Here is a 14,009-nt window from a genome sequence, read left to right on the forward strand (position 1 = left end):
CTATGTGGATAATGTGGATAACTATAAGCCTAACAGCTTTTCTCCCACTTTTACAATATCTCCGGCACCCATAGTTATCAACAAATCACCGTGTATACAATTTTCTAAAATAAATGTTTCAATCTCGTCAAATGAAGTGATATAGTGCGCTTTCACGCCCTTTTTCTCTATTCTTTCCACAATATCTGCTGAACTGATCCCCAGATTGTCGGTTTCTCTTGCTGCATATATTTCTGCAAGTACCACCTCATCTGCCAGAGACAATGCATCTGCAAATTCGTCAAGAAATGCCTTTGTGCGTGTATACGTATGGGGCTGAAAAACCACCCAGAGTTTCTTGTGTGGATAATGCTGGGCAGTGTTTAAAGTTGCCCGGATCTCCTGGGGATGGTGGGCATAATCATCAATAATGGTCACGCCTCCCAGTTCACCTTTCTTTTCAAAACGGCGGTTGGTTCCTGTAAAGTGTTTCAATCCCTTTTTCACCTGTTCCAGTGAAATACCAAGTTCTGCACATACTGCTGCTGCTGCCAGGGAGTTATAAACATTATGTTCTCCGGGAACTCCAAGAGTTACCGTATCCACAACACTGCCGTCAATTATCAGTTCATAAGTGGCTCTTGCCAGATCATCAAATCTTATGGAATCTGCCTGGTATCTGCTTCCAGCTCTCTTTCCAAAGGTTACTACTTTACAGGGCAGATCACGTACGATCTCCTCATTATTATCGATATCATTATTAATTACCAGCAGTCCATCCTTTGGCAGCTTCTGGGCAAAAAGACGAAATGAATTGCGGATATCCTTAATATCTTTAAAGAAATCCAGGTGATCTGCCTCTATATTTAAAATAACCTCTACAGTGGGATAAAAAGAAAGAAAACTGTTGGTATATTCGCAGGCTTCGGTCACAAATAAATCCGGACCTCCAACGCGGATGTTACCACCTATGGAATTTAAAATTCCTCCTACGGAAATAGTAGGGTCCACATCTGCACATAGTAGTACTTCTGTAATCATAGAGGTTGTTGTGGTTTTCCCGTGTGTTCCAGAAATTGCAATTGCATTCTCATAATTTTTCATCATCTGACCAAGCAGCTCTGCCCTGCTGAGAACAGGAAGTCCCTTTTCTTTAGCAGCCATCAGTTCTGGATTGTCGGAATGTACTGCAGCCGTATAAACCACCACATCGATTCCCTCTGTAATATTCTCCGCACGCTGACCATACGCAACGTTTGCACCTTTTGTCTCCAAATGATGTGTCAGTTCCGATTCATGGGAATCTGATCCGGTCACTGTGAATCCCTCGTCTATGAGAATCTCAGCCAGACCGCTCATGCTGATTCCTCCGATACCGATAAAATGAACTGCCTGTGGTTTATGAAAATCAATTTGATACATGCTTTATCCATCCTTAATTTATTGTTTTATTTATGTAACGGTTACTTCCAATTACTTTTACTGCTTTTTTCTTATAAAGTCAACTGCTTTCTTCTTTATTATATAAGAAATACGGCAGAAAATCTACAAGTGAATCCAAACAGTACTAAAGCCTGATCGTGGCATGCTCCACATGCATCTGCTATAATTTCTTCTTATTATATAAAAATGCACCTTACAGATTCTATGAACTGTAAAGTGCACTTTATGACACCGAAAATTATGATCCGGATAACGCATATCCTGCACCTGCATGCAGATGTTCCCCAAAGCCATTGTTTTCAGCCGAAGTCTCTGCCACCGATGCTATCAAATAAAGCATTTCCTTATAACTGCGGAACAACTGTTTCTGTCTTCCCTCTCTCCAAAAAATAATTCCCTGCCAGGTTGCGTGTTCGTGGAACAGTACCTTAATAGAAAAAGAAGCAATCTTGCCACCTCTTCTGCAAAGATTACAAGCATCACTGGATATCAGCTGTCCATAATTCAGCCCATACTTTGGAATATCATCATTCTTTAATTCATATTCCATAAAAGTACCCAGTGACTTAGCCAAATCAACTGGTTGTACCTGCTGTTCTAATATCTCAGAAGGTATATTCTGATAATTTCCGGTAAACTTTCCGGAATGATAGGTGTCTATTGCCACGTGGCATGTTGTAATGATGTTATTAACATGCTCTTTTGTTTCACTGCCGGATAATAATAGGTACATGGAAAGAATCAGTTCAAGCTCACTTCCAAATGGTACCCTCTCATTACCTTCCAGCCATTTATAGTTTCCCTGCCAGCTTGCGTAATAACGGTACTGTACAAAAACATTGAAAGTTGCCAGTTTTCCAGGTCTCTCTTTCTCACTGGTTTCCTTCACTTCAGGAGAGAGATCATTTACACCGGTAAACTGCCGAATTTGAACAGTCTGCTTTGGACTGCCCAATTGATCAAAAATCCGATCCATATGAAAAAACATCTCCAGCAGGCTTTCAAATATAATTCCGTTTGAGCTGCTTTCATGAAACAAAATCCCTTTTATATTGCTATCATCAAATTCATCCACTGCTATTGTAAAATATCTGTCTGCATTTCGTACCACACTCATTCTTCCAACTGTCATCCCTTCACCATAATCTTTCATTTGCATATTTATTATATAAAAAAACGGTTACAAGCCGGTTACATAGCCATGTTTTCGATAAATATATTTTATCACATGTAACTAGTTATGAAAATAGAAAATATAAACAAAAACTCCCGTCTTTTCATGATAGTCGGGAGTTTCTTCGTAGTCTATTAAATTGTTTCTGAAAAAAAACGTTCAAATATGAAATATCTGTATCTGTTAAGTACGCCCAGCAAAATATTACCCAATACCCCAATTGCCAGAACCTCTCCGATTCCTACCGTAATCATAGCATACCATATCATATCCTGGGAACCGTATGCATATCGAAGAACCCATGGAATAATAATTACATTCGACAATATAGGCGGAATACATACCAGCCACTTATTACCCCGGAGTTTATAAGCTCCAATTGCTCCGATCAGTGTGGCCAGACTGCCAAATATTACGTCAAGTGCTGCTGCACCGCACAGAAGATTAGACAGAAAACACCCGATAAATAATCCTGGGATTGCCGCTGGGGTAAAATAGGGAAGGATACATAGCATTTCCGAAATCCGAAACTGGACAGGTCCGAAGCTGATGGGGGCAAATGCCATGGTCAGCACCGTGTAGATTGCAGCAATAACTGCTGAAAAAACCATGAAATAGGTTTTCACTGATGATTTGTGATTCATATTTTATTCTCCTCTAGTTTTGTTTTAGGTGTGGAAGGTCTCGAACACACCGGTCGTTGTTGTGAGATCCTTGTAAAATCAAAGGTTTCTCGGCCTTATTGAATCAACAATGTCTATGTAAGAATGACTGCTACACAGTTTTTACACAGTTACACTTAAAAACTGGCATTCAGAATCTTAAATCCCGACCTTATTGACGGATATAGTATATCATTCAGAATAGCAGTTATCAAGACTTATTTAAATACGCCCTCCATTTGAAAATTGAAAAAGTAAATTCCACTCCCATTTCCCCTGGTAAAGTTTACCTCTGCACAGTTAATATCCTCTTCCGAAACTTCGCTTTGATTAATTTCAGTGACCATGGCACTAAGTTCTTCATATGATACAGCTTTCTTTACGGGAATAAGCAACATTTCATGGACGCTCGATGGAAGTATGATAATATCCGTCCCCTGTTCGGACGCAAATCTCTTCAGGCAGTTATCATATAAAATACAGCTGCCACCATTCACCTGTCTTGAGTTGGATAATACATAAAGGGGTACCCTGCCCTCTCCCAACAGTTCGTCAACTAATCCACCATCACAAATATTAAGTCTTTCATATTCATATCATCACCTTCTTTTACAGCAAAAAGCCCCTGCAGCTTACACTGCAAGGGCAATTTCTATTAAATACGTTGTTGAAACCAGTCCGGCACATTATGGGAAATACGAACCGGAATCCCATCTTAATAAATAGCAATTCTTCTAAATTCCTCCGTATTGTCATACAAAGAAGCCAAATTGCACATGGGAAGAATCTGCTTAAGATTCCGGAACGTCTCCAGATACCGCTTTTCCACGTCCGCATCTGGGATTCCATGCCCTCCCTTTGATACACGGTAGACAATTCTCTCTTTGGCCAGCTCCACAGTATCCACTCCAACGTAATATAGTTCAATAGAATATCCCTGATTCTTAGCCTTTTCTATCGTTTTGAAAATGGTCTTACCGCAGAGAGTTGTTTCTTGATTAAAGGAAATTCCTGCAGACAGACACCGATTCAATTCCTGGACAGCCAATTTTCCCGCTTTCATAACATCACTGGTGACCTTCCAATCCCCAAATGTCTTAAGAATTTCGTCCGTGTTTATTCTGGGCATATTCTGGAATCTTGGAAATGTCTGATATAGTGTTGACTTCCCAGCTCCATTCACCCCTGCAAAAACAATATATTGTTTCATCAAAAACGATTCTCCTCAATTACTTTTCTCTGTCTCTGCTGAAGAACAAGGTCGCTGACCATAGAATAAAACTCCTGCTCTTCTTCCGTTTCCGCACCCAGAATCAACTGCGTCGCCTCATCTGGCTCCAATTTCTGGCACTCTTTATATAACATTTTCAAGGCATCATTCATTAGCATGTCATCACTCCTTCCTTGTAAATACATTATAACACAAGCACATAACAGAATACAATGGAGCAGTCAAAACAATTGCAGTAAGTACTTTTTATGCCGCTTGCTCTACGAATTCCCCATTTTCGCCATCCCCTCATAATTGCTTTTCCATGGACTGAATTCAGAAGAAAACGCTTTTGAATATCTGGACGCATAGGTGTCAATACCAGCTTTGGCATTAGACCTAATTCATATTCAAATTCATCATTCTCATAGACAGTCTGTGCCTCAATGCTCTGTACCCGTTCATTCCGGTAAGCTTATATGGATATTCTCTGTTGCATCTGAAAAACACAAGCACTTTATCAAATTAACCACCATTCCTTCGGAATGGTTTCCAGCTCTATTATACAATTAATCTGGTGGGATAACACATCTTTTGTTACTTCATAGATAGCTTTTGCATCACACAGAATACAGTCAGCATTGCCAAACAAAGTCTTAACAGCAGCTTTTCTATCATAAAAAGCCTGTTCCAGTTTTGTGTAATTTTCTGAGATATGATCTGTAACAGAATTGTCATGACGGTGCATGAAGGAAGGCTTTATCTTACCATCAGGCATAACGATCTTAAAATATGTTGGCTCACTGGTCAGACGGTCCGGGACATCTAAATGTTCTTCCACGCAATGGATAAAAGTATTTCTTTCATGTCCGATTCCAATCAGCAGAATTTTTCCGTTTCTTTCCTTTAAACGGTCATAGCATCCCCCTGGAGGACAGGGCGTGATCCGATTTTCTTCTCCTTCAATGAATTCTTCGCTGTCCGCTCCATACACAGCAACACTATGTGTCGGGTGAAGGGAACGAAGAACGCCTTTCCGTTTCATAAAAAGATTTGGTAAAATCCCAACACAGGCCGGCTCTAACCGAGGGTCGTATACGCTATGGTATTCCGACATGGAGTACCATGTATGAGTGGGAAGTATCAGAAGTCCTTCTGACAGATATTCCATTAAAGCATCAAGAACAGTATCCGCCCCACCGTCAACTTCTCCGATTGATTTCATGGATGAATGTACCAGTAAAGTGTCATGGGGCTTTATTCCCATCTCTTTTAAATTCTGCTTCAGATCTTGTTTTGTAAACATAATTATACCTTTCTTATCCCAAATCAGTTAATTGACATGGTATCCACTATCATAATGGTTGCGTAGATATTTTGCAAGTATCCACCAAGACATAACTATAGCTGTTATCGAATGGGAATATACAGATCTGTTTCTGAGTCCGGGTGGTCATATCCCAGAAACCGGTTATCATAAAGTTCAAAATCCTCCCGCCAGTCTAACTCCTCATCCGTTGTCAGAAACCAGGTTCCCCAGATATAGTCAAACGTCTGGGGCAGCATACGTAAACTTCCCCTGTGAGTAAATACAGCATATTTACCGGCAGGCAGAATCTTACGGACAAATTGGGATGGAAGATCTTCAAATGAATCCACCTCGTATCCAGCCACCTCAGTGAATAAAACCCAGTCATTCATCGTATACAAAGTATTTTCATTACATGCCTCACAGATCCCAAACCCTCTGCCACCCTCCACCCGATGTGGTATGTCGCAATGCATACGGTTTGCATGGTTCCAAAGTTCTCTCAGCTTTATATCAGAAAGAGTAGTCTCTCCCCGAATGCCTGCTACTTTAATCTCCGGCATGGTCACTATTCGAGGGTGTACCGTTACGTTTGATATCAGATGCTGTAATAACCCCTGATCCAGTCGCTCTTTTGATCCCACACAGGCATCCAGTCGATTTTTACGGTATATCTGGGGACTTACCTGATAAATTGCTTTAAATGCGCGGCTGAACGCTTCTGATGACTCAAATCCACTGTCTATAGCAATATCTATAATTCTTTCCTCTGTATAGAGCAGCCGCTTTGCTGCATTGGCAAGGCGGCGCTTTTTTATATAACTGCCTATACTTTCACCCAGAAGTGCCAAAAACTGCCGGTTAAGATGGTAGTATGAGTAACCGGCAGCTTTGGCCACATCCTCTACACATATATCCTCACTTAAGTTGGTTTCAATGTAAATGACAGCCCGTTCCAGCGCCTTCCGGTAATTCATATCAATCCCCTCTCCCTTTTTATATGATTGGCTGATAGGTAAAAATATCCGGGTCTGCTTTTTCAAAATTTAATCCGATCTCCCTGACGCTCTCTTCCATAACATCATCCACCCGAAAGCGCTCCCAGCCGTTCTCTTCTCTGCCACCCCAGCAAATATCAATAGAACGATCAACTGGTGACAGAATCATGCTCTTTGTAGTTCCAAAGTATTCCTCGTAGTAATGGGTGCACAATCCCTCCGGATATTTAGACAAAAGCATATCTTTCAACTGATCCGTGGTAATACCAAAAGAGCCGGACAGGGTCCGCGAGATATAATCATAACGCTTTGCTGAATGGACAAATGCTTTTGGTTCATAGGGAATTAACTCCGGTAATACAGGGTGGTTAGTGGCATGTAAAAATGATTGTGGTGAGTCAGGATCCAGTATCTTATATGATTTTCGTCCATCCAGTGTCTCAACCAGAGCCGCACTGCCGGTTTGATCCAAAATTAATAAATTTAAGTTATAAGCAATGGGCATATCTTTCATATACTCCAGCGCCTCAGTTACATCTTTACAGTTCTCCAGCAGGGCACGAATTACAGCCCAGAATTGAAGACCCTTTACCTTGGGCTTTCGCATATACGTCATCGCACCTACAGGAAAGCCACAGGAACTCATCGTCACTGACAGGCCATGTTCATTGATTCCATCATCTCTGCCAAAAAACAATACACTGGTTCCAATATGTGCAAACTTTCCCTGAATCTTGGTTTTTGCAAGGCAGAAATCCTCTGCTTCATGACTAAATTCATAGTTCCGGGCCAGAAGCGGCTTATGTTCTGCTGTCATAGACGGCTGCAGTGCAATGTGGCTGCAGCGGGGCAACAAATATGTCATTCCATAAAAGAAAATCTGATCTTCGCTTACCTGCAAAGCGTCTGCAAATCCTTTCATCTCTTCAGTCAGTCCGGGACACCATTGATCAAACAGCTTCTTTGCGTCTTTAAAATCAGGCGCTCCAAAGCCTTCTACTGATTGGGTATGAATGTCTCTTAACTGGGGAATTGCTCCCATTCTTTTTCCCGTCTGATAGCCTGTTTCATAATTCGTACCTTCCAGATTCATCGTATAAGCCATAACATTATTCATATTTTTAATCCTCCTGTTCTGAGTTTAGTTTAATCAGTCAGTTGGAATGCTGCATGATATTTTCTGCTTTTTTACTTATGCAATTAAATCTTAATTATAGTTTTCATCCCTTAACTTATACAATATACCAACTATATTCTTATTATACTATTTCCACATAATAATAACAATCTTCCCTAAATCTTCTCCCCATATCGAACATGTGTTCTGCGCAAATCATAACACCAGCAGGTAAAAAAGTCAATAGCTGCCCGTAATATCTATTTCCGGATTTTTGTTGACTTTTTGTCTACATCATGTTATTATCTGTACACACAATAAAAATACCAAAAACTTCCCTTTACCTATCTGTAAATCTTCTCTCCTTTATCAAAACCGTCTGACCGTTAAAATCGGCAGATAAAACGAAAGGAGAGGCATTTCATATGAAATCAGAACTAAAAACAACAATACCAACAAGAGAAGAATTTCACAGAGTCTATGCAGGAGAAATCAGTCTTCGAGATTTCTGTACCGAATCAACCAGACAGCGTAATATTCCCCCTTATACGCCACAAGAGCGCAAAGTGAAGTCAGACAACACAAACATGCAGAACAAACATACTACTTTATGATTTAACCGAAAGGGGGAAAACAATTGAACAGCAACCAAACCTGTCAAAGATTTATATATAAGCTGCAAAGCCGCCGCCTGGCAGAAGCAGGCTGGAATTTATCTCTTCCTCTTTCCGCTGCGCTTCATAACAAAAATGATGTGGTGGCGGCAGGAGACAGCCAGCTTCTACGCTGGATTATGGAATTAAACGGCAATGAGGATATGGACAAAGAAGTGAGCTCTTTAAAACTACAATTAAAAGAATTAAAAAAGACGGCTAAAGGAGAGGACTCTAAAAAACGTGTAAAAGAATTATACAAAAAGCTGTACGATCTTCAATATCAGACAGACTGCCTCTACCTGATTATGGATTCCACAAAAGATTACCATAGATCAAACAAAGGATTTTCAATTAATGGAATCCGATACCACAGGCTTCTGGGCACAAACGGTGGTGTCAAAAAGTCTACAATCACCTACGTCAGTGAACGTGTTTATGAACCAATTAAAAAACGTATGGAAAATGGGAGAGATCTAAATAAAAAGCTGGTGCCTGCTAAACTGGAGGCTTACCAGGCGCTGATCTGCAGCAGTTCTGTCCCAGTAACCATGCCCCGCATTGTAGTTGTGAAGGATTGTTTTGTCTCATGGAAAGAGGATGTTATCCTGATTCGTGATGAGGATGGAACCGAGCCGGACATGTCATATAAAAAAGATTATGAAATTACTTATTGCGACTCCGATGGCTATGGTTTCATGTCTCCGGAATATTCTAAACTCATCAATAAAGAGCTGAATGGCGTATCTGCAGAGGATAAAACCATTACTGGTGTCAATACACGCTTTGCCTGGACAAAAGGTATGCTTTTTACTTTCGATTTTGTTGAATTTGCCCAAAAGATCAATCATGAAAACTACATGATTGAAGATGTATGGGGAAAACCTCGGGATGTCCGTGACTTTGATGTAATTCTCACTGCATCTATGGTGAAGCTCTGGGACTCCTATAACAGCCTGGAACATTTTCTTGGCTGCTCAATGGAAAATCACTACCAGTTTTCCGTATCAAAAACAACTCCACTAAATCTGGAGCATGTAAGAAATGCTAATTATCAATTTCTTCAGACTTATGAATTTACAGATGAAGAAATACAGAAGCTTTGTGAACCTACTATAGAAGAACTGAAAGGCGCCCTTTGTATGGATTGGGGTAAAACTCTTGTTTTCTTAAAAGGCATGTATTTAGAAGAAGATCAAATAGATGGTTTAAACAATGATTTTGTTAAAGCGCTCATGATTGATGAAGGCATGAAGGAGGATCCATTTATACTCAGTAAAGTTTATGGAATGATTAAAAAGAGAATCCAGATGGCTGCTAAAGGTTCCATTCAGCTAACCGGTAATTATGCCATTGTTTCCGGAGATCTTTATTCTCTCGCCCAGTCAATCTTTGGACTACCAGTTACCGGTCTGTTAAAGCCGGGGGAAGTTTACCACAGATACTGGCTGGATCAGGGCGTAAGCGAAATTGCCTGCTTTCGAGCCCCCATGACCTGCCACAATAACTTACGAAAGCGGTCTGTCGTTCATAGCCAGGAAATGGATTACTGGTACCAATACAATCAGACGGGACTGATTCTTAATTCCTGGGATTCTACCTGTGATGCTTTAAATGGAGCGGACAAAGACAGCGACAGTTTTTTTACAACTAACAACGAAATTATTTTAAACAATACCAGGAATGATCCTACCATTGAATGTGTACAGAGACAGGCAGAAAAAATAATTCCAGACGAACCGGCTCTTATTAAAGCAAATCTTCTCGCCTTTGGTGATGAAATCGGTTCAATAACCAACAGAATCACCTCTATGATTGAGCTTCAGTCAGGTTTTGAGAAAGACAGGCCGGAATACAGGATGCTTGAATACAGAATCATGTGCGGACAACACTACCAGCAGAATTCGATTGATAAGGCAAAAGGAATTCTATCAAAACCAATGCCCAGGTACTGGTACGATAAATCAGCCTGTCATAAGCTTCCTGAATCAACTGAGAAAGAAAAGGAATTTAAGAAACTTTGTATTAGTATTGCTGCAGATAAAAAGCCTTATTTTATGAGATACATTTACCCAGATCTCATGAATGAATATAAGAAATACACCACTGGCAGCAATAAGAAATGTATCCGGCAGTTTCAAATGTCTCTTATGGACCTTGAACAGACTCAGAATTACACCCCCGAACAGGCGGAATTTCTGAAATTCCATCAGAAATTTATGCCCACCGGTAACAATCTCAGTACCGTTAACCGGATCTGCCTTCTGATTGAGGAAAATTTTAGTCAATTTCTCTCTGACCGAAAAAACGAAACCTGCTTTGATTACTCTGTCTTAAAAAGCGGAGTCAGCTATCAGAAAAGCGTTTATAGAAAAATCCAGAGTATTAAAAAAGAATATGACGATACCATGAAACTCTACCAGCAGGCTGCCAAAACCATGCGCCTGGATAAAGAGGAAACGGCTGAAAACAGGACGATGATGCGTATGAAATTTCGCTCAGCGTGTGAATCCATTTGCCCCAATTCTCTGGAACTGTGTGAAATTCTTTTAGACATGTGTTATACCACCAATAAATCCAAGCAGTTTGTCTGGGATATCTGCGGAGATACCATTATACAAACGCTTCTCAAAAAAAATAATGATATTATCCATTTTCCTGCACTGGCAGAAACAGATGCTGAAGGGGTATTTAAATATGGGGGCGAGTCATTCATTATGAAAGAAAAGAAAATAGGAAAGGAAGAGAGACTTTGATTATTTTAGATGAAAAAAAATATGCAGAACAATTACTTTGTACGGAACCAATAGATTTTTCGAAACCATATCAGACTTTAAGCATTCTTGCCCGCTACTACTATCATATATATGGATGCCACGGTGATAAACTAATTGACAGACTGCATTGCTTTATGGAACAGCATTACCCCAGATACAATCCTCTGGACTGGACAAACAGTATTGTGTCCTGTGCCAGACAGGCTGCAAAGTTTCCCCTCTGTCAGTGTGACGGTATCTGGATTACACAAAAGGAACTGAACATTATTATAGGAATAAATGACAAGGTTCTGGAACGGCTTGCATTTACACTATTATGTCTGGCCAAGTATCACAATTATAAAAATAAAAACAATCAGAACTGGGTGAATAATCCCGACAGTGAAATATACCGCCTCGCCTGTATTACCACCAATTCCTATGATAAAGACATTCGGTTTTATAAGTTAAGAGAAATGGGGTTCATTGATTATGCCCAAAAAATTGATAATCTGAGCATAAAAATACTGTTTGTTCATGATGATTCTGAAAGAAGACTCTGCATTACTGATTTCCGCAAACTGGGATATGAATGGAGACTCTATAAGGGAGAGGATTATATCAGATGCACAGGTTGTAACATATTAATCAGAAAAACTTCTGTTAATAAGAAATACTGCAAAGATTGTGTTAAAAAGAACCCCTACTACACTCCTGTCGGAGTAAAAACCATTCTCTGCCGGGACTGTGGTGTGACTTTTAATGCGGAAGCGTCCAGCAGAGAATGCCGGTGTGAGACATGTAAAACCAGTCACCGCAAAGAACTTCAGAGAATGAAAATGAGGCGTTACCGAAGTAAAACAGCCTTGTAGACCTGGTTCATTTCAGTCCTCAGTACACCTATAGTACTAAAAATCCCTTATACTGCAAGGGCGAAATACAAACACATGTTCGATTGTAAATTTTCTAATATGGAAAGGTAACAGTTGAAAAATCCTTTCTCATAAACTCCTTGTTACCGGTGGTCTGATGGCAAACGGCCGTCAGACTGCCGTTTGTATATACTGTTATTTATGTGCGAAAGGAGGAATCCAATGAAACTGGATTATGGAACGCTGCTTAGTACCGCCCCTGTTATACTGCAAAATGGCTTACATATCCGTTCTCCGTTACTGAGTGAGATATCAGAGATTTCATTCCCCGTTTACCAGTCCTATTTAGCGGCACTTATGCTGAATAAAGAATCTTATCTTTACGGGATTGATCATGAACAATTTCATTACCTGACTAATTATTCTGAGAAAGAAAAACAAGCTTTTCAAAGAATGCGGGCAGAATATGATACGTTTACAGAGGAAGAAAAAAACATTTTACCATTTATGGACCTTGTAATTTTTGACCCTGTTTTATTATTTACTCTGGAACAGGCTTTATCTTTTTTCTTAAGCAGTAGGCTCACCTACTCTCAGGATAAGCAGGGTTTTATAAATGCAGAGAAAAAAGACCCAGTTTATATCATTCCCAAAGCTTGTTACCCTGAAATAGCAGATCTCATTCTTCAGAGAAACGGAATCTCTACAAAGGCTCAGAAAGCAGAAACGCCTGTGTTTAAAAGCAAATTGGCCAAAGCTCTTTACGATCGGACACTGGAGGCACAGAAAAAAAAAGAATCAGTGATAAAAGCAGATAAAAATATGGATCTGCCCAATATTATTTCGGCAGTCTCTGCCAGGCACCCCTCTCTTAATATTCAAAATATATGGGATATTACGGTTTATCAGCTATATGATCAGTTTAAACGGCTTCAGGTCAACAATTTTTACGACATACAGTCTATGACTGTAGCCGCCTGGGGTGATGAAAAGAAGCAGTTTGATGCAACACAGTGGTACAAAAATTTTATTACCGAAAATTAGACCTGCAATATGCCGGTCTTTTTTTATAATTTAAAAATCAGGAGGAATTTTAGAATGACAAACATTAACAAAGCTAACAGAACCTGTTGTGACGTGGATATCCGTGTATTAAAAACACTGGCTCCCTATCTCTTCTTCGAAGATGCTAATGTAACTACCTTTGGTTTCACAGCTGATGAAACCTACGCCACAAGCAAAGGTGCTAAGAAAATCGCATTTTCAAATCCTATGGATGGAACAATGACTGTGGAAGCACAGGTAAAACCCTTCAAGCTCTATGCCTTATTATCTGATGGCACCATTGATACAACTGCAGTTGTTGCAGAAAAGAAAACAATTGCCTGTACAACTGCCGGCGAGCTATCCCTTCCAGCAGGTGTTAAATCCGCTTCCGTATTTGTTTATAAAGAAGGTGATTTTGGAGGCGAAGCCATTAAAGGTGCCGAAGAAGAATCTAAGTTCACATCCACCACACCGGCAGAACTTGCAGTCGGCCAGTCCTATGAAGTGGGTTATTTAACTGTAAAAGATTCCGGAGTTCAGAAAATCAGCTTCAATAACAAGAAGAACCCTCAGGATTACTACATCACCATGAAAACGGTTGAAAAGGATGAAAGCGGAGTTATCACTCCTTATGTGATTAATGCTTACAAATGCAAACCGAAAAAAGCATTGGATTTAAGTTTTTCTTCCAGCGGTGACGCAGCAACTGTAAAGATTGAATTTGCATGTCTGGAAGATAAGGATGGCAATGTAGCTGACATGGTTGAATACGCAGAAGCAGAGGCTTAA

The 14,009-nt window shown here is 40.1% G+C and carries 14 protein-coding genes; 5 read left to right on the forward strand and 9 right to left on the reverse strand.

Going from position 1 to position 14,009, the window contains the following annotated elements; all coding sequences use genetic code 11:
- Positions 1–21: 21 nt before the first annotated feature.
- From murC to RZO55_RS05580, 9 genes are all read right to left on the reverse strand, one after another.
- Positions 22–1,401, reverse strand: a complete 1,380-nt coding sequence (murC, locus tag RZO55_RS05540) for a UDP-N-acetylmuramate--L-alanine ligase (protein WP_318063289.1) — start codon at positions 1,399–1,401, stop codon at positions 22–24.
- 259 nt (positions 1,402–1,660) lie between these two features.
- Entirely contained in the window at positions 1,661–2,581 is a 921-nt protein-coding gene (locus tag RZO55_RS05545) for a hypothetical protein (protein ID WP_318063290.1), read from the reverse strand.
- Positions 2,582–2,730: 149 nt separating this feature from the next.
- A complete protein-coding gene (locus tag RZO55_RS05550) occupies positions 2,731–3,240 on the reverse strand; it encodes a QueT transporter family protein (RefSeq protein WP_318063291.1) in 510 nt (169 codons plus the stop codon).
- 236 nt (positions 3,241–3,476) lie between these two features.
- Complete coding sequence (locus RZO55_RS05555) at positions 3,477–3,803, reverse strand: DUF5688 family protein (protein WP_318063292.1); 327 nt, start codon at positions 3,801–3,803, stop codon at positions 3,477–3,479.
- Between the two features lie 170 nt (positions 3,804–3,973).
- Positions 3,974–4,468 (reverse strand): ATPase, encoded by a 495-nt coding sequence (locus RZO55_RS05560; protein WP_318063381.1) that lies wholly within the window; start codon positions 4,466–4,468, stop codon positions 3,974–3,976.
- Positions 4,468–4,647: a hypothetical protein gene (locus tag RZO55_RS05565; RefSeq protein ID WP_318063293.1), complete on the reverse strand. Its 180-nt coding sequence runs from the start codon at positions 4,645–4,647 to the stop codon at positions 4,468–4,470. Before RZO55_RS05565 ends, RZO55_RS05560 begins: the two co-directional genes overlap by 1 nt.
- A gap of 341 nt (positions 4,648–4,988) precedes the next feature.
- Complete coding sequence (locus RZO55_RS05570) at positions 4,989–5,774, reverse strand: AAC(3) family N-acetyltransferase (protein ID WP_318063294.1); 786 nt, start codon at positions 5,772–5,774, stop codon at positions 4,989–4,991.
- Between the two features lie 104 nt (positions 5,775–5,878).
- The gene (locus tag RZO55_RS05575; RefSeq protein ID WP_318063295.1) at positions 5,879–6,754 is read right to left on the reverse strand and encodes an AraC family transcriptional regulator; all 876 of its coding nucleotides are present in this window, start codon (positions 6,752–6,754) and stop codon (positions 5,879–5,881) included.
- A gap of 19 nt (positions 6,755–6,773) precedes the next feature.
- The gene (locus tag RZO55_RS05580; RefSeq protein ID WP_318063296.1) at positions 6,774–7,892 is read right to left on the reverse strand and encodes a C45 family autoproteolytic acyltransferase/hydrolase; all 1,119 of its coding nucleotides are present in this window, start codon (positions 7,890–7,892) and stop codon (positions 6,774–6,776) included.
- A 425-nt stretch (positions 7,893–8,317) separates the two neighbouring features.
- On the opposite strand from RZO55_RS05580, the gene RZO55_RS05585 reads away from it, so the two are divergent.
- The 5 genes from RZO55_RS05585 (at position 8,318) to RZO55_RS05605 (ending at position 14,009) form a co-directional block, all read left to right on the forward strand.
- The gene (locus RZO55_RS05585; protein ID WP_318063297.1) at positions 8,318–8,506 is read left to right on the forward strand and encodes a hypothetical protein; all 189 of its coding nucleotides are present in this window, start codon (positions 8,318–8,320) and stop codon (positions 8,504–8,506) included.
- Positions 8,507–8,529: 23 nt separating this feature from the next.
- Positions 8,530–11,301, forward strand: a complete 2,772-nt coding sequence (locus tag RZO55_RS05590) for an RNA dependent RNA polymerase (protein ID WP_318063298.1) — start codon at positions 8,530–8,532, stop codon at positions 11,299–11,301.
- Positions 11,298–12,173: a hypothetical protein gene (locus RZO55_RS05595; RefSeq protein ID WP_318063300.1), complete on the forward strand. Its 876-nt coding sequence runs from the start codon at positions 11,298–11,300 to the stop codon at positions 12,171–12,173. The genes RZO55_RS05590 and RZO55_RS05595 overlap by 4 nt, the downstream gene beginning before the upstream one ends.
- Before the next feature lie 222 nt (positions 12,174–12,395).
- On the forward strand, positions 12,396–13,217 hold the full coding sequence (locus RZO55_RS05600) for a hypothetical protein (RefSeq protein WP_318063301.1): 822 nt from the start codon (positions 12,396–12,398) through the stop codon (positions 13,215–13,217).
- A gap of 54 nt (positions 13,218–13,271) precedes the next feature.
- Entirely contained in the window at positions 13,272–14,009 is a 738-nt protein-coding gene (locus RZO55_RS05605) for a YomU family phage tail tube protein (protein ID WP_318063302.1), read from the forward strand.

This window comes from Clostridium boliviensis (assembly GCF_033342255.1).
Lineage (GTDB): Bacteria > Bacillota > Clostridia > Lachnospirales > Lachnospiraceae > Lacrimispora > Lacrimispora boliviensis.